We start from the raw sequence: 24,755 nt of genomic DNA on the forward strand, positions 1-24,755 counted from the left end.
ATGTCATAGCCATTGGGTGGCCATTTTTTATAAATGGGCATCTGATCGTAAGCAGTCGTTTTTTTCGCCTATTCCAGCTAGGGCGCGGCATGGCTGGCCTGGGCGGAGGGTGTCTGGTTTTATCCACAGTTTTTCCACCGGGTTTTCCCTTGCCCCCGTTGGTGCTTTGCGCGAGACTCGCGCCCTTGCCGAATTTTGACGGCCGGAATGAATCGTTGCTGATGGCTGTTTTGAGCGGTTTGTCAACGTTTAAATCATCAACAGCTTGTGTCATACTGCGCGCCGAGTGCGTATATATTGATATTGCGGGTGAATGGGAGGGGTAGCGGTGAAACAGGAAAATGTGGCCTTGATGGCTGAGCAGGACATCTCGCGTGAAGTGTTGTTGGAGAAGTACGCCAAGAGCGGCGAGACCTCGGTAAGCCAGGTACGCCAGCGTGTAGCGCGCGCACTGGCGCAGCTGGAAAAAGAGCCTGCCCGTTTCGAGCCGCTGTTTTTCGAAGCACTGGATAACGGTTTTATCCCGGGCGGGCGCATCAACTCCGCCGCCGGTACCGATCTCAAAGCCACGCTGATCAACTGTTTTGTGCAGCCGGTAGGCGACTCGGTGTCCGAGCCGCAACTGGGCAAGGTCGGCATTTACGAGGCGCTGTTGCAGGCGGCCGAGACCATGCGCCGTGGCGGTGGTGTCGGCTACAACTTCTCGCGCATCCGCCCTAAAGGCGCGCGCGTTAAGGGTACCAATAGCCGCGCTTCCGGCCCGGTATCGTATATGCGTGTGTTTGACCGCAGCTGCGAGACGGTCGAGTCGGCCGGTGCCCGTCGTGGCGCCCAGATGGGGGTGCTCGATGTCAGCCATCCGGATATCGAAGACTTTATCCATGCCAAAGACCAGGGCGACCTGAAGAATTTCAATATTTCGGTGGGTGTGTCCGATGCCTTTATGCAGGCCGTCGATGCCGACGGCGAGTGGGCGCTGACCCATGCGGTCGAGCCGGCTTCCGATGCATTCCCCGGCAACTATCAGCGCGAAGACGGCCTGTGGGTGTACCGCACCGTGCGTGCGCGCGATCTTTGGAACCAGATCATGGTTTCCACCTATGATCACGCCGAGCCGGGCGTGCTGTTTATGTCCAAGATCAATCAGGACAACAACCTCAGCTACTGCGAAGTGATCGAGTCGACCAATCCGTGCGGCGAACAGCCTTTGCCGGATTATGGTTGCTGCGATCTGGGCTCGGTCAATCTGTGCAAATACGTGCGCCAGCCTTTTGGCGACAAGCCGACGTTTGACTTCAAAGCGTTCGAGAAAGTGGTGCGCATGGCGGTGCGCATGCTGGACAATGTGCTCGATTTGACCGTATGGCCGCTCAAGGAACAGGAAAACGAAGCGCAATCCAAGCGCCGCGTGGGTCTGGGCTTTACCGGTTTGGGTGACGCGCTGATTATGCTCAAGGTGCGTTACGACAGCGCCGAAGGCCGCCGTTTTGCCGCCAAGATTTCCGAAGCGATGCGCGATGCCGCTTACGACGCTTCGGTTGATCTGGCGATCGAGAAGGGTGCCTTCCCGCTGTTTGATGCCGACAAGTATCTGGCCGCGCCGCATTGCGCCAGCCGCCTGCCGGATGCCATCAAGGCGCGCATCAAGAAGCACGGTATCCGCAACTCGCACCTGCTGTCGATTGCGCCGACCGGCACCATTTCGCTGGCGTTTGCCGACAATGCCTCCAATGGTATCGAGCCGCCATTCTCGTGGTTCTATACCCGCAAGAAGCGCATGGCCGACGGCACGACGCAGGATTATGTGGTGGAAGACCACGCTTACCGCGTTTACCGCATGCTAGGTGGCGACACCGACCAGTTGCCGGACTATTTCGTCTCGGCCATGAGCATGGGTGCGCTGGACCATATGCAGATGGTGGCGGCTGTTGCGCCATTTATCGATACCGCGATTTCCAAGACCGTCAATGTGCCGGTCGACTACCCGTTTGCCGACTTCGAGAGCCTTTACCTCGAAGCCTGGAAGGCCGGCCTGAAGGGTATTACCACCTATCGCCCGAACAGCGTGATCGGTTCGGTACTATCGGTCGAGCCAACCAAGGAAACGCCGCAAGACCTGTCGGCGAGCCAGGACGGGGATCCGGATCGCCGCATCACGCTGAATACCGCGCCTAGCCCGGCGCTGGCTTCGCTGAAGTGGCCGCACCGCCCGAAAATGAAAGAGGGCAATCCGTCGTGGACCTATATGGTCGAAGGCGCATCCGGCAACTTTGCCGTGGTGGTCGGTCATGTGGAAAACGGCCGTAGCAGCCCGTTCGAGTGCTGGGTGAATGCGACCGAAGAGCAGCGTGGTCTGGGCGCGATTGCCAAAACCCTGTCCATGGATATGCGTTGCCGCGACCGTGCCTGGCTGGCGGCCAAGCTGGACGTATTGGCCCGCACCAGTGGCGACAAGCGCTATGCTTTCGAGTTGGGCGAAAAAATGATTTACGCCACCTCGGCGTCGGCGGCCTTGGGTCAGGTGGTGCAGCATCGCGTAATGCAACTGGGCGCACTGGAAGCCGAAGCCGGGGACTCGACACCGGTCATGGATGCGCTGTTTGCCCGCAAAGAGCCGAAATCCGGCACCGACGGCACCATGAGCTGGTCGGTCGATATCGTCAACCCGCAAACCGGCGACGACTTTGTGCTGTTCGTGAAGGAGCTGGTCTTGCCTAATGGCCAGCGCCGTCCTTACTCGATGTGGCTGGCAGGCAATTATCCGAGCGAATTCGATGGCCTGTGCAAGATGCTCAGCCTCGATATGCGCGTGATCGATCCGGCCTGGATCGGCATGAAGCTGCGCAAACTGATGTCGTACGCCGAAGCGCAGGGAGACTTCTTTGCCCGCATTCCGGGGCTGGACAAGTCGCAAAGCTGGCCGTCGACCATCGCCTATGTGGCGCGTCTGCTGATCCACCGCTTTGCCATGCTGGGCATTCTGACCGAAGAAGGCGTGCCGGTCGAAGAAATGGGTGTGATGGTGCCCGAGCAGAGCGATCTGTTTGTGGCTGAAGCCGGCAGTACAATGAAACAGCTGGCCGGCAAGGCTTGCCCTGAGTGCGGCAACCACGCGCTGATCAAGAAAGACGGTTGCGAATTCTGCACTGCCTGCGGTCATGTGGGTGCTTGTGGTTAAACCTGCCCCCTTGCTGCGAGAACCCCGCCTTGTGCGGGGTTTTTTGCGTTTAGTGCCGACGGCGCTGCAGTTTTTTCAGTACAGCCTGCCAAGCAGGGGTGCTCAGCGCCATATTGTCGGCTTGCGCGCGATGGGCGGCATCGGGCGCGGAGCTCTGGATGGCGATGATGCTTGCCTGTTCGCCATGCATAAGCAGCAGCGGCGAGCCGCTGTCACCGGGCAGGGTGTCGCATTGATGACTTAAGCGGCCATCGGATAGCTGGGCGCTGACGCGGCAGTTCAGGTGTGCACTTAAGTGGCTGTCGTCGTCTATCGGATAGCCCGCCTGCGAAACGCGCCAATGCTTGCCTTGCAAGGCCGCACGCAGTGCCTGGCTGGATCCTTGAAATACCGGCAGCGGTTTGAAGTGTGGGGCTAAGGGCTGTGCCAGCCTGACAAAGGCGTAATCCAGGGCAGCCACTTCGGGGGCGATGATCATGCCGTCTGCGCGGATCTTGATGCCGTCAAACAGGCGCTGCGCAACATAAACGCGGGCGGGGCGCACGCGAATGGCGGCCTGCTCGCCATCCAGAGCCAGGCTGAACAAGGTGGCCGCATCTAATTTGCCCGCTTCATTCAAAAAACAATGGCCGGCGGTGAGTACCAGATCGGCTGCGATCAGGCTAGCGGTGCAGATCTGGCCGGAGGCGGTTTCTATCTGGCCGATGGCGCGCCAAGGCTGGGCATGCGGGCGGATTTTGACCCGGTCATCCTTGCCGAAAAACAGGGCGTGCTGCTGCTTGGCGCTATCCGCGTAGGCCGTATTCAGGGCAAGCGCAGCCAGTAAAACCAACAAGCGTTTCATCAAAGCTTCTACCAAAATATTTGCTGGCGTTAAAACGCTCAAACAGCGGTCAGCTTAAGGCACGTTGCCCATGTCTTTTGCTTTGCGTGAGCCTGACGAGGAGGGGTGGTTGGTACATGAAAAGCCGGCATCGCATCTCAAAAATATCAGTATGTCTTGGGTGTGGCCAAAAGAAACAGGGTGCCGTAGCACCCTGTTTATTACATCCCCACACTCAGATATTACTTGGCAGCGGAAGCGGCTGCTTTGTCAGCGGGCTTGGCGGCTTTTTTCTTGGCGGTCTGAGCCTTTTGTTCTACGGCCTTGTCCGCTGCAGGGGCGGCGGCTTTTTTAACGACTTTCTTTTTGGCAGCCTGAGCTTTTTGCTCAACCACTGGCTTGGCGGCTGGCTTGGCCGCTTTTTTCAGGGCAACCGGCTTGGCGCTGGCGGCAGGTGCTGCAGCTTTGGCGGCAACAACCGGTGCGGCTGCGGCTTTGGTTTCGCTGGCGAAACCGGCGGTGGAGGCCAGACCGAAAGCGGCAGCAATAGCGAGTACGGACAGTTTTTTCATGTGTATCTCTCCTGAGACGGGTGGCAGTGAGCAGTTGCGACCGCAGAATTGCGGCGTTTCCATGTGCTGCATGTTACGGAGAGAGGGATATGTCGTCTGTGTGTGATTGGTGACGCTTTGTAACCATTTGTAATTTGCCGTTGCGTGGCCAACTCAGGTTAAAGCGCGCCCCGCCCAGTACGCTGCTGTCGATATGTATCTGCCCGCCGTGGGCTTTGGCAATGCCGGCCGTGATGGCCAGGCCCAGCCCGTGTCCGCCGGTGTGGCGGCTGCGGCTGGCATCCAGCCTGACAAAGGGCTCGAATACGCGTTCGCGGTCGGCTTTGGCGATGCCCGGACCATCATCTTCGACCATGAGAGTCCAACTATCTGCGCGCTCCTGTAGCTGCACGCGGATCTGGCCATGCGCATGGCGGCTGGCATTGACCAGCAAATTGTCCAGCGCGCGTCCCAATAGGTGGGGGTCGGCTTCTATCTGTATCGGGGTGTGGGCATCCGCCGCCAGTTGCCAGGCAAGATCCGGTGCCAGGGCTTGAATATCGTTCATGTGCATGCGCAGCCAAGGCACGGTATCCAGTGCCTGGTTTTGTATCTGGTGCTGGGGCTGATCCAGACGGGCATGCAGCAGCAATTCGTCTATCAGCGCATCAATCTGGTCAAGATCCTGCTCCATGGCGCGATACACCTTGCTCTGGCTGTCTCCGTCCAAGAGGGCAAGACGGTAGCGCAATCGGGCAAGCGGGGTGCGCAGTTCATGGGCTACGGCATCGGTCAGCATTTTCTTGCTGGCCAGCAGGGTATTGATATGGTCGACCATGCGGTTGAATGCCTGGCCCAAACGCCAGACACCGGAGCGCGGACGCAGCGAGACATGGGCATCCTGTCTGTCGTGTGCCATGCGCCGCGCCGCGTTTTCCAGTGCATTCAGGTCGCGCCAGTGCGGGTACATCCATAAAAACACCGGCACCGCCAGCGACAGCGCAATAAAGGCGATCAGCGCATAGTCCAGCCATTTGAGCTGATGTAAAAACAACAAATAACGTAAAGGTCCGGCAACCAGCACATAGCCCGGATCCGGCAGGCTTTGTAAAAATAGCGAGTCGTCTTCCAGCATGACGATATTGCCGGCGGCCAGCTCATCCAGTTCGGTCTGGCCTAGTGAATAGTTGCCGATGCGCTCAATTTTGACCGGAAATGATAGCGGGTGATCGGTGGCGGCCAGTGTCGCCTGCCATCGCTCCGGCGCAACCCCTTTTAGTTCGGTCTTGATCAGCGACAAGGAAGTAGAGAGCAGGTCAGTCAGGTAGCGGTCTCCGACCTTATCGACCGCCTGCTCGTAAATGGAGCCGACCAGTACCACCGCAGTGAGAAAGCAGCCTATCAGCAGCAAGTAGAACTGGATAAAGAGCTTGCGCATGGTTTACCAGCTCGAAGGAACGAATAAATAGCCCTTGTTGCGCACCGTCTTGATGCGAAACGGCTCGTCCGGGTTGTCGCCCAGTTTTTTGCGCAGGCGCGAGATGGCCACATCGATGCTGCGATCCAGGCCATCGTAGCCTACGCCGCGCGTTGCCTGCAGCAGGGTTTCCCGGCTAAGCGGACTGCCGGCATGCTGGGCCAGTTGCAATAGCAGATCAAACTCCGAAGTAGAGAGGACGATGCCGTGCCCGTCCAGCCTGACATCGCGGCTAAGCGGGTCTATCAGTAGCTGGCCGAAGCCCAGCCGGCCATGGCCGGGATTGGCGGATGGGGGCGGGGGGCTTGCCGTGCTGCCGCGTGCATGGCGCAGATGATTGCGCAGGCGGGCCAGCAAGACGGAGGGCGGGGTGGTTTTGAGAATGTAATCGTTGGCACCCAGTTCCAGCCCCATAATCTGGTTGATATCGCTATCCAGCGAAGTCAGCAGCACAATGGGGCCATCAAAGACCGGGCGCAGTTCGCGGCAGATGGTTAAGCCGTCTTTGCCGGGCAGCATAATGTCCAGCAGCACCAGATCCGGCTGGGCGGCGGCAATGGCCGCCAGTGCCGTGTCGCCGCGTGCTTCTATCTGTACATTCAAGTCGTGGCGGGCAAGGAAGCTGGCGATCAGTTCGGCCAGTTCGGCATCGTCTTCGACAAACAGGATGGAGTGGGGCATGGCCTGGCACCGCAATAGTGAATGACGCCATCTTAATGCTTGCAAGGCCTGTAACCAAGAGGGGCTTGCCGGACGCAAAAAAGCCGAAGCATCTGCTTCGGCTTTTTTAATTCTGGTGGAGGTAAGCGGGATCGAACCGCTGACCTCTTGCATGCCATGCAAGCGCTCTACCAACTGAGCTATACCCCCGTATCCGCTGCGCTGTGTTGCAGTGACAGGGCGCACTATAAAGTCCACCGGCTCGTTCGTCAAGCCCTGTTGCGGCTTAACACTCGACAATATTGACCGGCAGCTCGATAAAGTGGATGGCGAGGCCGCCACGCGCGGTTTCCTTGTACTTGCTGTTCATGTCGGCACCGGTGTCGCGCATGGTGCGGATCACCCGATCCAGCGAGATAAAGTGTTTGCCGTCCCCCCTGAGCGCCATGCGTGCGGCGTTGATCGCCTTGACCGAGGCCATGGCATTGCGTTCTATGCACGGCACTTGTACCAGTCCGCCCACCGGGTCGCAGGTCAGCCCCAGATTGTGTTCCATGCCGATTTCAGCGGCGTTTTCCACCTGCTCCGGCGTACCGCCCAGGGCTTCGGCCAGCGCGCCGGCGGCCATCGAGCAGGCCGAGCCGACTTCGCCCTGGCAGCCGACTTCGGCACCCGAGATCGACGCATTCAGCTTGAACAGGATGCCGATGGCGCCGGCCGTCAGCAAAAAGCGCACGATACCGTCGTCGTTGGCGCCGGGCACGAAACGCGCATAGTAGTGCATGACGGCCGGGATAATGCCGGCGGCGCCGTTGGTGGGCGCGGTGACCACGCGCCCGCCGCCGGCATTTTCTTCATTGACGGCCAGCGCATACAGATTGACCCAGTCCAGTACGGTCAAAGGGTCACGCAGTGCGGCCTCGGGCGCGGCCAGCAACTGGCGGTGCAAGGCGGCGGCGCGGCGCTGTACCTTCATGCCGCCAGGCAAGATGCCTTCCCTTTCGCAGCCCTTGCTCACGCAGGCCTGCATTACCTGCCAGATCTTTAACAGCTCGGCGCGTATGGTCGCTTCGTCGCGCCAGGCCAGCTCGTTTTCCAGCATGATCTGGCTGATCGATTTATTGTGGGTTTTGCATAGCGCCAGCAATTCGGCACCGCTGCTAAACGGATGGGTCAGGCTGGCGGCCCCGGGCGGGGTGAAGCCGGCATCGATAGCGGCCTCGTCCACGACAAAACCGCCACCGACCGAGTAATAGGCGCGCTTGGACAGCAAGACACCCTGGTTGTCGAAGGCTTCGAATGTCATTCCGTTCGGGTGGTAGGGCAGGCTGGCTTTTTTGTGCAGGATCAGGTGTTCATCTTCGATAAAACGCACCGGGTGCTTGCCCATCAGATTGATCTGTTTGCCTTCACGGATGCGGGCCAACTTGGCCGGTACCGTGTCCGGATCGATCAGCTGCGGCTCTTCGCCGGACAGGCCCAGCAGAACGGCGATATCCGAGCCGTGGCCCTTGCCGGTGGCGCCTAGCGAGCCAAACATTTCGGCCTTGACCATGGCGGTGCGCGCCAGAAGTTTGTCGCGCTGCAAGCGTCCGACAAAGGTGCGCGCCGCGCGCATCGGTCCCACGGTGTGGGAGCTGGATGGGCCGATGCCGATTTTGAACAGATCAAACACGCTGATAGCCATAAATATCTCCGTTTATTGTTGTTTGCGCTTTTTTAGGTGCAAGTGCGCGCTCGCAAATGGTCGGACGCACTTTAAAGAGCCTGTATCCAATACGCAAGCATTGTCCGCGCTTTATTTGCACTGTCCGCTTACGCCGCCAGTACCCGCGCGACGGCCTGGCGTAGTGCCGGCACGACTTCGGCTTCGAACCAGGGGTTGCGGGCAAGCCAGGGCCGGTTACGCGGGCTGGGGTGGGGCAGGACAAACAGCCCCGGCGCATGCTCGCGCCATGCCTGTGCCGCCTCGGTCAGGCTTTGTTTCGCGCCCAAATGCCAGACTTGCGCATAGCGGCCGATGACCAGCGTTAACTGGATACTGCCCAGCTGTTCAAGCAACGCCAGGCGCCATAAGGGCGCGCACTCTGCCCGGGGCGGCGCATCGGCATGGCCTTGCTTGCCCGGATAACAAAACCCCATCGGCACGATGGCAATCGTGCCTGGCTGATAAAACAGCGTGCGCGGGATACCCATCCAGTCGCGCAGGCGTTCGCCCGAGGCGTCGTCAAATGCAATGCCGCTTTGATGGACTTTCAGCCCCGGTGCTTGTCCTGCAATCAGGATGCGTGCAGCGGATGCGGCCTGAACTACCGGGCGTGCGCCCAGCGGCAGAAATGGCTCACAGGCCCGGCAGGCGCGGATACGCAGTAGCAGTTCATCCAGTGAGTTGCGCATGTTTGTTATGCCTTTTGTTGTTTTGCCTTGTTTTGTATTTTTGAATGGCATTTTTTCCTATAAAGGAAGGACAACCCGCTTCCCTGATATGGATCATCCCGGTATGTGGCCAGCCCTGCAGCGTTTTTCCGCCAACCGCACGATCTGGCAATACATGCTTGCCTTCGCTTGCATGGCCTTGCTGATTCTGGCCGGCGCCAGTCTGACCGCCTTGCCGCGCCTTGCACATATGGCACGCCTGTCGGATGACTTTTATCAGCAGCTTTATCGCAGTACGCAATTGTCGGCCGAGGCGCGCTATGAGGTGCTTCTGGGGCGGCGACTGCTACGCGACATCATTATGGAACCGGATGCCGCCCTGCGCGCGAGCTTGCAGCAGGCGCTGATACGCAGCGATGCGCGCGTGCTGGCTAGCCTGCAGGCATTGGGTCGTTTAGGCCAAGAGGCGCACACCGTTCCGGCACTGGCAAAATCGGCGCAGGTGCAGTTCGAACAGTTTATGGCACAAAGAAGCACGGTGCTGGCGCTGGCAGAGCGCGGACGCAGCGATGAAGCCTGGGCTTTGACCTTGCTGACGTCTTCGCAAAGCCCCGAGCAGCAACTGGATGACACGCTAAGTGAGATCCGCCGTCTGGATGATGTGCGCGCCGGCGATACCTGGCGCGGCATGATGCAAAATTACCGGCAAGAAGTCCGTGCGACCTTGCTGTGGTTTGTGCTGGCGGCCGTTTTGTTGCTGGGCTGTGCATGGTGGGTGACGCGGGCGATACGCCGGCCGCTGGATGCCCTGACTCAGGCCATGGCAGCCATTGCCGACGCGCATCTGGATACGCCGATTCCGGCGCTGGGCTTGCAAAATGAAAGCGGGGTGCTGGCGCGGCATCTGGCCCGTTTGCGCGATGTGTACCGGGTGATGGAGTTGCAGCGCTGGGTCAAGGTGGAGACGGCGCATATTGCCAGCGCGATGCAGCAGTCGGCCAGCCTGAGCGAGCTGGCGCAGCGCATGCTGGCCCGTCTTGCACCCTTGCTGGGCTTGGGCGGCGCACTGTTGTATCTGCATCGGGAAAACAGGCAGGCCCTGACACTGGTGGGGACGTATGGGCGTGCGGCGGATGGCGAAGTAAAAAACAGGCTGGCTTATGGTGAAGGGCTGGTCGGCCAGTGTGCGCTGGATCGTGCGCCCCTGACTTTAAGCTTGCCCGCCGAAGGGCGCATCGTCTGGGCGGCCGGCGCCATGCATCCCGCTCAAGTACGGATATTGCCGGTGTGTCTGAACCAGCGCCTGCTGGCGGTGCTGGAATTGTCGCTGCTCGCGCCGCTCAATGTGCGCCAGCAAGTCTTGCTGGATGCCTTATTGCCCTTGCTGGCGCTCAATCTGGAGATTCTCGAGCGGGTGCAAAAATCGCGCTATCTGCTGGAGGCGACGCAGCAGCAGGCTAAGCGGCTGGAGCAGCAGACGGCGGCGCTGCAGGCACAGCAAGTACAGCTTGGCCAGACGGAAGCATGGTATCGCAGCCTGATCGAGGCCGCGCCTGACGGCATGCTGGTGCTGGACGATGAGCAAAAAATAACACTGGCCAACCCGCGGGCACATGCCTTGTTTGCCTGCACCGATGGCAGCCTGATTGGCACCAGCCTGGCCAGTTTGCTGGACGGCGAATATGGCGTGTTGTATGCGCGTTTGAGCAGTGAAGCCGGCGCCGCGGTGCTGGGGCGGGATTTGCCCGCCCTGCGTCTGGATGGCAGCCGTTTTAGCGCCGAGCTGGGCCTGAGTCGCCTGCCACGACTGAGTGGGCAGAAGGGGGTGGTGTGTGTGGCGGTGCGCGACGTCAGTGCCGAGCATCAGGCGCGCATCCGGCTGGATGACCAGCTGGCATTTCAAAGCGCCTTGCTCGATACCATTCCCTACCCCTTGTTCTACAAGGGCGAAGACAGCCGTTTTCTCGGCTTTAACCGCGCTTATGAACAGGCATTCGGCGTTTTGCGCGCCAGTCTGGTGGGCAAGCGCGTGCTGGAGCTGGATTTTCTGCCCGAGGCTGACCGGCTGCGCTATCAGCGTGAAGATGAGGAAATGATCAGCACGCTGGGCCAGTTGCAGACGGAAATGGCCATGCCCTATGCCGATGGCCAGCTACACGACACCCTGTACTGGGTATCGGGCTTTGCCCGCAGCGACGGCAAACCCGGCGGTCTGGTGGGGACGTTTGTCGATATCAGCGAACGCAAGCAAATGGAAGCCAGTTTGCGTCAGGCCAATGAACGTCTGGCTCTGGCGCAGGAGGCCGGGCGGGTCGGGGTGTTCGATCTGGATCTGGCCAGTGGCCACAATTACTGGACACCTGAGCTTGAGCGGATGTTCGGCCTGGCGCCGGGCACTTTTTCCGGCACGCTCGCCGCATGGCAGGCCTTGCTGCATCCTGCCGACCGCGATGAAGCCATGCGCCATTTTGTCAGCGCGCTGGAGGGGCATGAGAGCAATTTCGAAGATGACTGGCGCATCTTGCTGCCCTCGGGGGCGGCGCGCTGGCTGCATGTGAATGCGCGCATTATCCGCGACAGTGCCGGTCTGCCGCTACGCGCCATAGGTGTCAATGTCGATGTGAATGATCTGGTCAGCGCCCGCGAGGCGGCACGCGATTCGGCGCGGGCCAAGGCCGATTTTCTGGCCAATATGAGCCACGAAATCCGCACCCCTATGAACGCCATTATCGGCATGACCCATCTGGCGCTGGGAACCGAGCTTTCTGCACGCCAGCGCGATTATCTGGACAAGATCGCGCTCTCCAGCCGCCATTTGCTGGCCATTATCAACGACATTCTCGATTTTTCCCGTGTCGAGTCCGGCAAGCTGGTGCTGGAGTCGGTGCCGTTCACGCTGGCATCGGTGCTGGACAATGTACAGAATATGCTGGCCGAGCGTGCCCAAAGCAAGCAGCTGGCTCTGCGTCTGGAGGTGGCGCCCGAGGTGCCGGCCATGCTGCTGGGCGACCCTTTGCGTCTGGGGCAGATTCTGATCAATTACACCGGTAACGCGATCAAATTTACCGCCAGCGGCGAGGTGGTGATCCGCGTGCGCCTGGATGGCGAGCGAGGCGACAAGGTGGCGTTGCTGCTGTCGGTCAGCGATACCGGCATCGGCCTGAGTGAAACTGCGCGTGCGCGCCTGTTCCAGCCTTTCGAGCAGGCCGATGTCTCGACTACGCGCGAGTATGGCGGCACCGGCCTTGGCCTGGCCATCTCGCATCGTTTGGCCAGCTTGATGGATGGCGAAGTCGGTGTCGACAGCCGTGAAGGCGTAGGCAGTACCTTCTGGGCGCGGGTCTGGCTGGGGCGTGCGCCTGCGGATACGCAGCATGCGCTGCCGCAGGAGGTGGCCGATACGGCTAAGACGCTGGCCGGCGCGCGTATTTTGCTGGCCGAAGACAATGTGCTCAATCAGCAAGTGGCGGCCGAATTGCTGGCGCGCGTCGGTGCCGTGGTCGAGGTGGTGGGCGATGGTGCCCAGGCGCTTGCGCGCGTGCAGCAGGCACCATTCGATTTGCTGCTGATGGATATGCAGATGCCGGTGATGGACGGCATGGCCGCTACGCGTGCGATTCGCGCCTTGCCCGGTATGGCGCAGCTACCCATTCTGGCGATGACCGCCAGTGCCATGGCCAGCGACAAGGCGCAGTGTCTGGCCGCCGGCATGAATGACCATATCGCCAAGCCGATAGAGCCGGCCAGCTTATACGCGACGCTGAGTCATTGGCTTGCGCCGCGCCCGGCATCTCCGCCACTGGCTGGCTATGCGGGCTTTTCGCCGCAGGATGGTCTGCGGCGTTGCGGTGGCAATAGTGCGCTGTATCTGGATCTGTTGCACCGCTTGGCCCGTGAAGAAGTGGGTGCCGCCGCTGAAATCGCGCAGGCGTTGCAGAAGGGTGATGCCGCGCGTGCGCGTTTGCATGCGCATAGCCTGCGCGGTGTGGCCGGGAATCTGGGGGCGGACGCTTTGCAAGAGGCGGCCGCGCAACTGGAAAGTGCCATCGAAAAAGGGGCGGGGGCGGGCGCGCTGACGGTGTTTACCGAGGCCTTGGCCGCACTGTGTCAGCATGTATCCAGTACCTTGCCGGATGTCGCCAGTGCAAGCTTGGCCGAGCCGGCTGCGCCACTGGATGAAGCCGCGCTCGCGTCTTTGCTGGCATTGATCGAGGGCAGTGACGCATCTGCGCGCAGCGAATTTACTGCGCTGGCACCACAGTTGCGCCAGGCATTGGGTCGCGGTGTCGATCAGGTGGCGGCTGCACTGGCGAGTTTTGATTTTGACGAGGCGGGTCGCTGTTTGCGCCGTCTGGCCAGTGCTTACGGGGAAAAACATGCAAGCAAAGAGTGAGAACGATACGCGCGCACTGGTGCTGGTGGTCGACGATACGCCGGATAACCTGTTGCTGATGAGCGAACTGCTACAGCCACATTACCGCGTCAAGCTGGCGATTAGCGGCGAAAAAGCGCTGCAAATTGCGAACAGTACACCGCAACCGCAACTGGTGCTGCTCGATATCATGATGCCGCAGATAGACGGTTACGAAGTGTGCGAGCGGCTTAAGGCTAACCCGGCGACGCGCGATATTCCAGTGATTTTCCTGACCGCTTTGTCACGGCAGGAGGATGAAACGCGCGGCTTCGAACTGGGTGCGGTCGACTACATCACCAAGCCCATCAGCCCGCCTATTGTGCTGGCGCGGGTGGCCACCCATCTCTTGCTTAAGGCATCCGCCGATTTTTTGCGCGACCAGAATACTTTTCTCGAGCAAGAGGTGCAAAAGCGCACGGCCGAAGTGCAGGCCATACAGGACGTTGCCATTCATGCGATGGCGAGCTTGGCTGAAACGCGCGACAACGAGACTGGCGGCCATATCCGCCGTACCCAGTTTTACGTCAAGGCACTGGCCACGGAATTGGCACGCCATCCGCGCTATAGCGCACAACTAAACGAGGGCATGATAGATATTCTGTTCAAGTCGGCGCCGTTGCACGATATCGGCAAGGTCGGCATTCCCGACGCCATCTTGCTTAAGCCTGACCGCTTGACGCCGGCCGAGTTCGCCATTATGCAGCAGCACACGACGCTGGGGCGCGATGCCATTGTGCATGCCGAAGAACGCTTGGGCATGCGCGTGCCTTTCTTGCAGTGCGCCAAGGAAATCGCCTATTCGCATCAGGAAAAATGGGATGGCTCTGGTTATCCGCAAGGCCTCGCGGGCGAAGCGATTCCCTTGTCGGCACGACTGATGGCCTTGGCCGATGTCTACGATGCCCTGATCAGCCGGCGCGTTTACAAGACCGGGCTGCCGCATGCGGTGGCGCGCGGCATTATCGTCAATGGTGCCGGCCACCATTTCGACCCCGAAGTGGTCGAGGCTTTTACTGCCTGTGAAGATGCGTTCCAGTCGATTGCCGAGCGCTTCGCCGATCATGCGCCGCAGTAGCGGGCGGCGTAAAAAGGCGATATCCGCCACAAGCTGGTGTTGATTCGCTGCGATACAGGCTATCTGTGTGACAGCCACGCAAGACGGGGCATCGCCAATAAAAACGGCAGCCTGCAGGCTGCCGTTTTTAAGCATGGATTGGCTTTACTTGCCTTGCAGTGCCGCAGCCGCTTCTTTCACGGCAGAGGCTTGCTGTTTGAGCTCGTCAACCTGCCCTTTCAGCTCGGGGTTGAGGATGATGGCAGCATCCCCCAGGCGTTTGGCCACGCCAATGGCGGCGCTGGCTTGCTGCTTGAGTTGTCCCAAAGGTGCGCTGCTGTCTTTCAGTTGTTGCTTGGCGTCGCCGATGGCGGCACTGGCCTGGTTTTTCAACTGCTCCAGTGACTGCTTGTCATTGCCATCCAGTGCACCGATGGCGCTGGATGCGGCTTGTTGCAACTGGGTGGTCTGCTCGCCGCTGCAGGCTGACAGCAAGGGCAGGATCAGCAGGGCGGGTATCAGCAGGCGGCGCATGGCATTCTTTCTTTCAGTCTATGGTGAGTCAGAGAGTCTGGCAGGCGCGCCAAGTTCCCGCAAGGCAGCAATGTTCCTGCGCGCTATTTTCTGTTTAAAGCCGGCCAAGTGCCCGCTGGTTGGATAGAAACACATTATCCATTTCCAGTGGCTCGCCCTTTTGCATGGCGGCTATCCACGCATCGGTGCTGATGACGGCAGCAAAGGCGGTATGGGCAACGATGGTGAATACGCGGTGAATTTCTTCGGCGGTCGCCGCACCCAGTGCATTTTTATAGGGCAGGGAGCCGGCGGCATCGTGCAGGAATTCAACCTTCCAGCCTTCATGCATGGCCGCGCGTATGGTCGAGTCATCGCAATTGTGGGTCATATAACCGGCGACGCTCAGCGTATCGATCTCATGCTTGCGCAGCCACGCCGCCAGCCCGGTGTCCGGCGTCAGTGCGCTGGCCATTTCTTTTTCGATCAGGTGATCCCAGTGGCGGCTGGCAATGGAGGGGTGGATGTCGGCGCCTGCGCTGCCGCGTGCAAACACCGGATAATCGGCCGGGAAAAACTGCTGCACCATGACGATCGGCACACCGGCTGCGTGTGCCGCATCCATGGCGCGGCCGATATTGGCGAGCGAGTGCTGAACGTCGGGGTATTCGATCTTTAAGTTACCGGTAACGTATTCGTTTTGCGGATCAATCACGATCAGTGCGCGCTTGGGTGTCTGTTGCATCATGCGTCCTTTCTATCACTCGGGCGAGACCACTCGTGCCATGCTGTAAACGTCTACATAGTGGCCATGGCGGAAAGCATAGTTTTTGAACCGGCCTTCGATCTCAAAACCATGTTTAGCATACAGCGCTTGAGCATGCTCATTGTCGGTGTAGACAGTAAGCTCGATGCGCCGTACGCGCAGCCAGTTTTCTGCCAAATCTATCGCTGCGCGCAGCAAGGCTGAGCCTATGCCCTGGCCGCGGGCGCTGTCTTTGATGATGATGCCTATGCTGGCTGTGTGACTGCGCCGAGGCCTTGTTTCTTGCGTCAGGCTGATCAGGCCGAGGATCTCGCCTGCTCGCTCGGCGACCAGTTGGTGTTGATTGTCAGGGCAGGTGGTGATGCGTTGCTGCCATAGCGCCGGCGAAGGGAAAGGTAGCTGCAACATTGCTTCATAGCTTGATGCAGGCGTATGGAGAGCACTTAATTGGACCGCATCTTCGACTCGGGCGCGGCGCAGGAGGATGTCGTGCATGTGGTGCATTTTCTGTGCGAAATGCAGGGGCACTAAGCCGGTAAAAACTGCCGGCTTAGTGCCCCTGCCCGGCAGGCTCCGGGTCAGGGGTGATGAGGCTTACACGCGCTCGACGGCCAGTGCCACGCCCATGCCGCCGCCTATGCACAGCGTGGCCAGACCTTTTTTCGCATCGCTGCGCTGCATTTCATGCAGCAAGGTGACCAGTACGCGGGCGCCGGATGCGCCAATCGGGTGGCCCAGTGCGATGGCACCGCCATTGACGTTAACACGGGCCAGATCCCACTCCAGTTCGCGTGCCACGCCCAGCGCCTGTGCGGCGAAGGCCTCGTTGGCTTCGATCAGGTCCAGCTCTTCAATCGCCCAGCCAGCCTTGGCCAGCGCCTTGCGGGTGGCGGCAACCGGGCCCAGGCCCATCACTTCCGGTGCACAGCCGGTCAGCGCATAGCTGCGTACGGTTGCCAGCGGGGTCAGCCCCAGCTCTTTGGCCTTGGCGGCCGACATCATCATGACCGCAGCGGCGCCATCGTTCAGGCCCGAGGCATTGGCGGCGGTGACGGTGCCATCCTTTTTAAAGGCGGCGCGCGGCTTGGCGATGCTGTCGGCGGTGGAGCCGGCCTTGACGAATTCGTCACGGGCGAAAGCGACCGGGTCGCCTTTTTTCTGCGGAATCAGAACCGGTACGATTTCGGCGTCAAACTTGCCGGCAGCTTGTGCGGCTTCGGCACGGTTTTGCGAGGACAGTGCCAGCTGGTCCTGCTCTTCGCGGCTGATGCTATAGCGTTCGGCGATATTTTCGGCGGTGATGCCCATATGGTAGTGGTTGTAGGCGTCGGTCAGACCGTCGAACACCATAGTGTCCACCAGTTGGGTGTTGCCCATGCGGAAACCATCACGCGAACCCGGCAGGATGTGCGGGCTCTGGCTCATATTCTCCTGACCGCCGGCGATGACGATTTCGGCATCGCCATTGGCAATGGCCTGAGCTGCCAGATGGGTGGCGCGCAGACCGGAGCCGCAGACGACGTTCAAGGTGGTGGCCGGGGTGGTGACCGGCAGGCCGGCCTTGATCAGTGCCTGGCGTGCCGGGTTCTGGCCTGCGCCGGCTGTGAGCACCTGGCCCAGAATGACTTCGGACACCTGTTCGGCGGCCACGCCGGTTTCTTCCAGCAGCGCCTTGATCACGGTTGCACCAAGCTCCGGGGCGGATACCTTGGACAGCGAACCGGCAAAATTGCCGATGGCAGTACGTTTTGCAGCAACGATCACGACTTCTTGCATAGGATTCTCCATTATTTTCGTCGGGTGGGGCTTACGCCCTGCGCCCGGGTGAGGCGCAGGGTTTGATGCTTAGTGCTGCAACTGGGCATCCAGCGGCTTCAGGCTCTTGGCCTTTACATAGCTGCCCGGTGCGTCTTCCTGAGCCGGGTGAGCCTTGCTGCCCAGCGTCTTGGGTGTGGCAATGTCTTCACCGGATTTGGGTGTGAGCCAGGCATCCAGATCTTTCCACCAGCTGCCCGGCAGGCTTTGGGCCGAATCGAACCAGGCTTGTGCGTCTTGTGCCAGATTATCGTTCACCCAGTAGTTGCGCTTGTCTTTGGTGACCGGGTTGATGGCACCGGCGATATGGCCGGAGGCGCCCAGTACGAAGCGTTTTTCCGCCACGCCCCTGAGGTAGGGCAGGCCGGCATAGGCGGATTGCCACGGTACGATATGGTCTTCGCGCGCGGCAAAGATGTAGACCGGAATATCGATCTGGCCGACGTCGACTTTTTCGCCCAGGAGGGTGATGGAGCCCGGACGGGTCAGCGCGTTATTGAGGTAGAACTCGCGCAGGAAGAAGGTGTGCATAGGCAGCGGCAGATCGACCGAGTCGTTGTTCCAGTACAAAAGGTCGAACGGTGGCGGGGTCTTGCCCAGCATGTAGTTATTGACTACATAGTTCCAGATCAGATCGTTGGCGCGCAAGGAGGCAAAGGTACGGCCGATTTCCTTGCCGCTGATGATGCCGCCTTGTGCTGCGCGGGCTTCGCGCTTGGCGACCAGTTTTTCGTCGATCATGACTTTGACTTCGCCCGGCTCGGCGTGGTCGATCAGGCTGGTCATGAAAATGGCGTTGTCTATGGTCTTGATGCCCTTGGCTTTCATCACCGCCAGTGCCGTGGTCAGCAGTACGCCGCCGATACAGAAGCCCAGCGCATTGATGCTGTCCTGCTTGCTGATTTCACGTACCGTGTCGGTCGCGGCAAAGATGCCTTTTTCCAGATAGTCATCCCAGGTGAAGTGCTTCATCTCCACATTGGCCGAGCGCCAGGACACCAGGAAGACGCGGTAACCCTGGGCGACAAAGTGGCGCACCATGGAGTTTTCCGGCTGCAAATCCATCAGATAGTACTTGTTGACGCAAGGCGGCACGATCAGCAGCGGCTTTTCATGCACCTTGGCCGTGGTCGGTGTGTACTGGATCAGTTCGATCAAGTCGTTGCGAAACACGACCTTGCCCGGCGTGGTGGCAATATTGACGCCGATTTCGAACTTGCTCTCGTCCGACATCGAAATATGGCCTTTTTCGATATCGGACATCATGTTCTTCATGCCCTCGACCAGACTCTCGCCCTTGGTCTCGATGGCGCGCTTGATCACCTCGGGGTTGGTCAGCATGAAGTTGGTCGGTGCCATGGCATCGATATACTGGCGGGTCGCGAAAGCCAGCTTTTCTTTTTCATCTTCCGCCATCTGCGACTTGTCGACCAGTTCGGTCATCCATTTGGAGGTCAGCAAATAGCTTTGCTTGATAAAGCCGTAAAAGGGATGGTCGTTCCACTCTGGGGAGGCAAAGCGGCGGTCGCTGCTTTTGCCCGCTTCGGCGCTAGCGGCGCCTTGCCCCAGAAACTGCATCCACATATTCAGCTGTTGCTGGTACAGATTGGTCTGCATTTCGATGAACTGGTTGGCACCGGTCATCATTTGCTGCCAGTTCTGGGTCAGCTGGGACATGTCCATGCCTTGCGCCTGGGTGCCGGACACGGCATTGACAAACTGCTGCATCCACTTCTGGTTGGCTTCGGTCAGTCCGTTAAAAAACTGGTCCAGTGCAGCCGGGTTCTCTTGTGTCATTTGTTCTCCTGTTCTTGTTGCTTTACATGGCAAGGAACAGCCATTGCTGCTTACAGGGTAACAACTAGCTATGACAAAGTCACATCCGTACGCGTGCAAGGGGTATTGCTGACCCCGAGTGTTGGTTTTGTGCACTTGCACACTGTTATGGGCGGCATCGCCTGCGTCAAACCCGCTTCACTCTTCGCGGCGGCAGCGCCATAAAGTGGCGAGATAAGCGGTACGGACGCCGGCACAAGATGCACTGACGCTGGTGCTGACGGCAAATTGCGCCAGACGGGTCTCGCGCAGCAGCGGGGCGGCATAAGGAGCCTGATCTTCTTTACGCAAGGCGGCGACATAAGGCTCGTTGGCCTTGTCACGGCGGGCGACAACGACGGCGATTTCGCCATTGACCAAGCGGACAAAGCTGCCCGGCGGATAGATGCCCATCTCCTTGACCAGCAAGGCGGTGTATTGGGGATCCAGCAGAATTTCGCGGTCACGGAAAATTTGCGCCAGGGCCTGCTGCGACAAGAGCGCCTGACGGTAGCTGCGCGGTGTGAGTTTGGCTGCGGTCAGATCGGCCAGATGGATCAGGTGGGCCTGGGCTGGAATATCGGGGCGAACCAGGCCGAGCGGATAGCCACTGCCATCCCATTGCTCGTGATGGCTTTGCACCAGCGTATGCCAATGCTCATCGGTCACGCCGGCGGCGCGCAAAATGGCCGAACCCAATACCGGATGGATGGCGATTTGTTCACGCTGTTCCGGGCGTAAACGGGCTTCCTGGCTATGCAGGCTGTCCATCAACGGCGCGATGGCGATATTCATGGTCAGCGCGGCGCATAGCAAGGTATTGGCTTCCGCCTCTGGCAGCGCCAGACGACGCGAGAGCAGGGCCAGCAAAATGGCGACATGCACACTGTGCGTGGCGCTGTAGCGGATGACCGGAGCCAGCAGCAAGGCAGCAATCATGGCGTCCGGCATGAAGGCGGCAAGATCGGCCAGTTCGGCTGCCAGCTTGCGCACGCGGGCAGTAAAATCCGGTATCTGCAGCGCCTGTTGCTGCAGGTAATCCAGCCGTTTGGCCGCATGCAGCAGCTCTTCGAACGGGTTGATTTCGCGCGCCTCGGGTCGTGCCTGGGCCGGAGGCGGCGCAGGCGCTGCCGCCGTTCCGGTTTGTGCCGCCGCATGCAGCAACAGGCGCGCACGCTGCGCATCGGTCAGGACATAGTGGCCGCGGCCAAGCAAGAGCATGCCGTTTTGCGCATACATATTGAAGGGCAGGGCTTCACCTACCTTGACAGCCGACTCCAGCAGCTTAGTGCTACTTGCCTGTTCCATCTTGCACTTCCTAAGGCGGGCACGGTCATGACCGGCCTGCCTTGTTTGCGGTTAAAGGGCTTAGTTCGCCGGCAAGCTGGCCCAGTCTTTCATCAGGCGTTTCAGCGAAACCGGATACGGGGTTTTCAGTTCCTGCGCAAACAGGCCGACGCGCAGCTCTTCAATTTTCCAGCGGAACAGCAGCAGCGCTTCCGAAGCTTCGCCCTTGTCGCTGTCTTCGGCGACACGGCTTTGCCATAGCTGCAGCAGCTGGCGCACTTCGGCACCACGCTGGCCATCGCGCTGCGGATTGCTGACCTGCTTGTCCATGCGCAGCCCCATCGCCTTCATATAGCGCGGAATCTGCGACAGCTGGCTCCAGGGCGTAGCCAGCAGGAAACCCTTGTAAACCAGTGCATCAAGCTGACCCTTAAGCTCGTTGCCCAGCTTGTGCTTGGCCAGACGGGCCGTGAGCGGCAGGTATTCGCCGGCGATCTGGTTAAGATAGGACATGACCGCCTGGGTGACGGCCGGCAAGCGGGTGCGCGCGCGTGCCTTTTGCTCGTTGAATGCTTTTTCGCTGCGCGGCGCCTCGTCGTCGCCGATAAAAGCCCGGTCGCAAATGCACGCAATCGCATCTTGCAGCAGATCGTCGGCGTTGGCGACGCCGCGCAGCTGCAGTGCCACTTGGGTAAAACCGGACGGGCCCTTGCCCAGCTGCTTCATCTGCTCTTTCAGCTGCAGTTGCAGCAGGCGGACTACCCCCTTGCGATGGGCGCGGCGGGCGGCAAGCTCGGTATCGTACAGGCGGATGGCCACCTTGCCTTCGGCCTCCAGCGTGAGGGCCGGGTAGCCGGTGAGCTGCTGGCGGGCGCGGGCAAACTGGATGCACTCTGGCAGATCACCGAAGTCCCAGGTGGAGACATCGTCGCGTTCGAACTCGGCGCTGGTGTCGCGGAAGGTGAGTTGCGCCGCCTGACCAAACTGCTTTTGCAGCGCTGCGAGATCGCGGCCCATGCCGATTTCCTGTTTGCCGTCATCGATGATGCGGAAATTGAACAGAAGATGGGCCGGTAGCGGATGGGCATCGAAATCAAGCGGCTCGACTTTGACGCCGCCGGTTTCGCGCAGGATAAAGCGCGCCAATTGCGGCGCGATGGCCTGGGTCTCGTCCGGTGCCGACGACAAAAAGCGGGTGACGAAATCCGGCACCGGCACGCAGTTGCGCCGTACCTGCTTGGGCAGGTTCTTGATCAGGGCGGTGAGCTTGTCGCGCAACATGCCCGGCACCAGCCATTCAAACGGCGCACCCTCCAGCCGGTTGAGGCTGGCCAGCGGCACATCGACGGTGACGCCATCCAGTACATGGTTGGGTTCGAAACGGTATCTTAAGCGCATGCGTCCGTCCGCATGCTCCAGCCATTCGGGGAACTGGTTGACGGTTACGTGTTGCGCCGCATGGCGCATCAGTTCTTCCCGCGTGAGATAGAGTATCTTGGGCTCGGCCTGTTCGGCCTGCTTGCGCCAGGCTTCGAAACTGGCGGCATCGGTGACCGTTGGCGGAATCTTTTCGGCGTAAAAGTCGTAGAGTGCGTCCTCGTCCACCAGCACGTCCTGACGCCGCGCCTTGTGCTCCAGTTGCTCTACGTCACGGATCAGCTGGGCATTGCGCTGGAAGAAGGGAGCGTTGCTGCTGTACTCCATCGCTACCAGCGCGCCCTTGATAAACAGCTCGCGTGCTTCTTCCGGCGCAATGCGGCCATAGCTGACCGGGCGTTTGGCAACCAGGGTCAGGCCGTACAGGGTGACGCGTTCGCTGGCAACGACTTCGCCGCGCGCCTTGTCCCAGTGCGGCTCGAAATAATGATATTTCACCAGGTGCTGCGCCAGACCCTCTATCCATTCGGGCTCTATCTTGCCGACGCAGCGCGCATACAGGCGGCTGGTTTCGACAATCTCGGCCGCGACCACCCATTTGGGTTTGGTCTTTTTCAGTCCCGAGCCGGGGAAGACATGGAAATGCACGCCGCGCGTGCCGGTGTAGTCGTCGCCTTCCAGCGCCTTCTGGCCGATATTGCCGATCAGGCCGGTGAGCAGGGCTTTGTGCAATTGTTCAAACGCGATGGCATCTTGCTGTTTTTTCTTCTTGTCGGAGAGCTGGGCATCAGGCACGGTCGCGTGGCTGTGCGCCGCCTCGCGCGTAATCAAGCGCATATCGCTGGCGATTTCGGCCAGCTGGGCATGCAGCTCGCGCCACTCGCGCATCCTGAGATGGGACAGAAAGTGGCTGTGGCACACATCCAGCAGCTGGCGGTTGGATTTTTTGTGTTTGAGCGCGTCCTGGAAGAAATCCCACAGATAGAGGAAGGACAAAAAGTCCGATTTGTCGTCGGCAAAGCGCGCCTGCGCGCGCTCGGCCGCTTCGCGCGCATCGAACGGGCGCTCGCGCGGATCCTGGATAGACAGGGCGGCGGCGATAATCAGCACTTCGCGTACGCAGCCGTAGTCGCGCCCGGCCAGGAGCATGCGGCCTATCTTGGGGTCGACCGGAATGCGCGCGAGCTCCTGACCGACCGGCGTCAGCTCGCTCTTGTCGTTGACGGCACCCAACTCCTGCAGCACCTGATAGCCGTCGGCGATCAGCCCTTTGGATGGCGCTTCGATAAAGGGGAAGGCATCGACCTTGCCCAGACGCAAAGACGCCATACGCAGGATGACGGCGGCGAGGTTGGAGCGCACGATTTCCGGATCGGTAAATTCGGCGCGTGCATTAAAGTCGTCTTCCGAGTACAGGCGCACGCAGATACCGGCTTCGACCCGGCCGCAACGCCCGGCGCGCTGGCGCGCGGCGGCTTGCGAGATTTTTTCCACCAGCAATTGCTCGACCTTGGCGCGCGGGCTATAGCGCTTGAGGCGGGCGAGGCCGGTGTCAATCACATAGCGGATGCCGGGCACGGTGAGCGAGGTTTCGGCCACGTTGGTGGCCAGCACCACGCGCCGCCCGCCCGAGGGGCGGAAGATTTTTTGCTGGTCTTCATTCGACAAGCGGGCAAACAGCGGCAGGATTTCATAGCCGCGAATGCCGGCTTTACGCAGCTTTTCCGCCGTATCGCGAATTTCGCGTTCGCCCGGCAGGAAGACCAGAATATCGCCCGGCCCCTGGCGCGAAATTTCATCGACGGCCGAGGCGATGGCGTCTTCCATCTCGACTTCGCGCTCGTCTTCGTCGCGCTCCTTGAGCGGGCGGTAGCGCACTTCGACCGGATAGGTGCGGCCGGAGACTTCGATGACCGGTGCGCCGTCGAAATGGCGCGAGAAGCGGTCGGCATCGATGGTGGCCGAGGTGACGATCACTTTGAGGTCGGGCCGGCGCGGCAGCATCTGCTTAAGGTAACCCAGCAGGAAGTCGATGTTCAGGCTGCGTTCATGCGCTTCATCGATGATGATTGTGTCGTAGGCTTCCAGATAACGGTCGGTCTGGGTCTCGGCCAGCAAAATGCCGTCGGTCATCAGCTTGATGACGCTACGCTCGGACAGCTTGTCGTTGAAGCGCACCTTAAAGCCGACATGCTCGCCCAAGGGCGTGCCCAGCTCGTCGGCGATGCGGCTGGCAACCGAGCGCGCCGCCAGGCGGCGCGGCTGGGTATGGCCGATCAGGCCGTGGACGCCGCGCCCCAGTTCGATACAGATCTTGGGCAGCTGGGTGGTCTTGCCCGAGCCGGTTTCGCCGCACAGGATAATGACCTGGTGCTCGGCGATGGCGCTGCGGATTTCATCGCGCCTAAGGTTAACCGGCAGTGCGTCGTCAAAGCGCGGCGTGGGCAGATGTTCGCGGCGGCTGGCCACCTTGGCCTGCGAGCGCGCGATAGCGGCGCTGCTGTCATCCAGTAGCCGTTTTGCGTCCTGGCCCTTTTTCAGGCGCTGTTCGGCGTCGGCAAGCTTGCGGCGCAGGCCGTGGCGATCGCGGATCAGACAGTCGGCAAGGGATTTTTTCAGTTCGGCAACAAGGGCTAAGGCAGGCATGCG

Annotated in this window: 16 protein-coding genes and 1 tRNA gene; 3 read left to right on the forward strand and 14 right to left on the reverse strand. The window is 60.3% G+C overall.

Annotation, left to right across the window (positions count from 1 at the left end; translation table 11 throughout):
• Nucleotides 1-328 precede the first annotated feature (328 nt).
• On the forward strand, nucleotides 329-3,178 hold the full coding sequence (locus M3P88_RS03330) for an adenosylcobalamin-dependent ribonucleoside-diphosphate reductase (RefSeq protein WP_249614624.1): 2,850 nt from the start codon (nucleotides 329-331) through the stop codon (nucleotides 3,176-3,178).
• 49 nt (nucleotides 3,179-3,227) lie between these two features.
• On the opposite strand, the gene M3P88_RS03335 is transcribed toward M3P88_RS03330, so the two are convergent.
• From M3P88_RS03335 to M3P88_RS03365, 7 genes are all read right to left on the reverse strand, one after another.
• Entirely contained in the window at nucleotides 3,228-4,022 is a 795-nt protein-coding gene (locus M3P88_RS03335) for a trypsin-like serine peptidase (protein ID WP_249614625.1), read from the reverse strand.
• 221 nt (nucleotides 4,023-4,243) lie between these two features.
• Nucleotides 4,244-4,573: an acid-shock protein gene (locus M3P88_RS03340; protein WP_124736397.1), complete on the reverse strand. Its 330-nt coding sequence runs from the start codon at nucleotides 4,571-4,573 to the stop codon at nucleotides 4,244-4,246.
• A 73-nt stretch (nucleotides 4,574-4,646) separates the two neighbouring features.
• A complete protein-coding gene (gene rstB, locus M3P88_RS03345; RefSeq protein ID WP_249614626.1) occupies nucleotides 4,647-5,990 on the reverse strand; it encodes a two-component system sensor histidine kinase RstB in 1,344 nt (447 codons plus the stop codon).
• A 3-nt stretch (nucleotides 5,991-5,993) separates the two neighbouring features.
• Nucleotides 5,994-6,710 (reverse strand): two-component system response regulator RstA, encoded by a 717-nt coding sequence (gene rstA, locus M3P88_RS03350; RefSeq protein WP_249614627.1) that lies wholly within the window; start codon nucleotides 6,708-6,710, stop codon nucleotides 5,994-5,996.
• A 113-nt stretch (nucleotides 6,711-6,823) separates the two neighbouring features.
• Nucleotides 6,824-6,899: transfer RNA gene (locus M3P88_RS03355), tRNA-Ala, on the reverse strand.
• Between the two features lie 76 nt (nucleotides 6,900-6,975).
• Entirely contained in the window at nucleotides 6,976-8,376 is a 1,401-nt protein-coding gene (locus tag M3P88_RS03360) for an L-serine ammonia-lyase (protein WP_249614628.1), read from the reverse strand.
• 128 nt (nucleotides 8,377-8,504) lie between these two features.
• Nucleotides 8,505-9,086, reverse strand: a complete 582-nt coding sequence (locus tag M3P88_RS03365; RefSeq protein ID WP_249614629.1) for a uracil-DNA glycosylase family protein — start codon at nucleotides 9,084-9,086, stop codon at nucleotides 8,505-8,507.
• Between the two features lie 103 nt (nucleotides 9,087-9,189).
• Here M3P88_RS03365 and M3P88_RS03370 point away from each other — a divergent pair, with 103 nt between their 5' ends.
• Together M3P88_RS03370 and M3P88_RS03375 are read left to right on the forward strand one after the other, a co-directional pair.
• Nucleotides 9,190-13,458 (forward strand): PAS domain S-box protein, encoded by a 4,269-nt coding sequence (locus tag M3P88_RS03370; protein ID WP_249614630.1) that lies wholly within the window; start codon nucleotides 9,190-9,192, stop codon nucleotides 13,456-13,458.
• Nucleotides 13,442-14,554, forward strand: coding sequence for a response regulator (locus tag M3P88_RS03375; RefSeq protein WP_249614631.1), 1,113 nt, complete (start codon nucleotides 13,442-13,444; stop codon nucleotides 14,552-14,554). Before M3P88_RS03370 ends, M3P88_RS03375 begins: the two co-directional genes overlap by 17 nt.
• Before the next feature lie 144 nt (nucleotides 14,555-14,698).
• Here M3P88_RS03375 and M3P88_RS03380 read toward each other — a convergent pair whose 3' ends face one another.
• From M3P88_RS03380 to hrpA, 7 genes are all read right to left on the reverse strand, one after another.
• Nucleotides 14,699-15,067: a hypothetical protein gene (locus M3P88_RS03380; protein WP_249614632.1), complete on the reverse strand. Its 369-nt coding sequence runs from the start codon at nucleotides 15,065-15,067 to the stop codon at nucleotides 14,699-14,701.
• A 94-nt stretch (nucleotides 15,068-15,161) separates the two neighbouring features.
• Nucleotides 15,162-15,794 carry a cysteine hydrolase family protein gene (locus M3P88_RS03385; protein ID WP_249614633.1) on the reverse strand — a complete coding sequence of 211 codons (633 nt, stop codon included), beginning with the start codon at nucleotides 15,792-15,794 and terminating at the stop codon, nucleotides 15,162-15,164.
• A gap of 12 nt (nucleotides 15,795-15,806) precedes the next feature.
• Nucleotides 15,807-16,316, reverse strand: coding sequence for a GNAT family N-acetyltransferase (locus tag M3P88_RS03390; RefSeq protein WP_349629035.1), 510 nt, complete (start codon nucleotides 16,314-16,316; stop codon nucleotides 15,807-15,809).
• A gap of 90 nt (nucleotides 16,317-16,406) precedes the next feature.
• Nucleotides 16,407-17,588 carry an acetyl-CoA C-acetyltransferase gene (locus tag M3P88_RS03395; RefSeq protein ID WP_249614635.1) on the reverse strand — a complete coding sequence of 394 codons (1,182 nt, stop codon included), beginning with the start codon at nucleotides 17,586-17,588 and terminating at the stop codon, nucleotides 16,407-16,409.
• 69 nt (nucleotides 17,589-17,657) lie between these two features.
• Nucleotides 17,658-19,424: a PHA/PHB synthase family protein gene (locus tag M3P88_RS03400; protein ID WP_249614636.1), complete on the reverse strand. Its 1,767-nt coding sequence runs from the start codon at nucleotides 19,422-19,424 to the stop codon at nucleotides 17,658-17,660.
• A 177-nt stretch (nucleotides 19,425-19,601) separates the two neighbouring features.
• A complete protein-coding gene (locus M3P88_RS03405) occupies nucleotides 19,602-20,750 on the reverse strand; it encodes an HD-GYP domain-containing protein (RefSeq protein ID WP_249614637.1) in 1,149 nt (382 codons plus the stop codon).
• A 60-nt stretch (nucleotides 20,751-20,810) separates the two neighbouring features.
• Nucleotides 20,811-24,752 carry an ATP-dependent RNA helicase HrpA gene (gene hrpA, locus M3P88_RS03410; RefSeq protein WP_249614638.1) on the reverse strand — a complete coding sequence of 1,314 codons (3,942 nt, stop codon included), beginning with the start codon at nucleotides 24,750-24,752 and terminating at the stop codon, nucleotides 20,811-20,813.
• Nucleotides 24,753-24,755 lie beyond the last annotated feature (3 nt).

The sequence above is a fragment of the Craterilacuibacter sp. RT1T genome (genome assembly GCF_023502145.1).
In the GTDB taxonomy this organism is placed as follows: domain Bacteria; phylum Pseudomonadota; class Gammaproteobacteria; order Burkholderiales; family Chromobacteriaceae; genus Craterilacuibacter.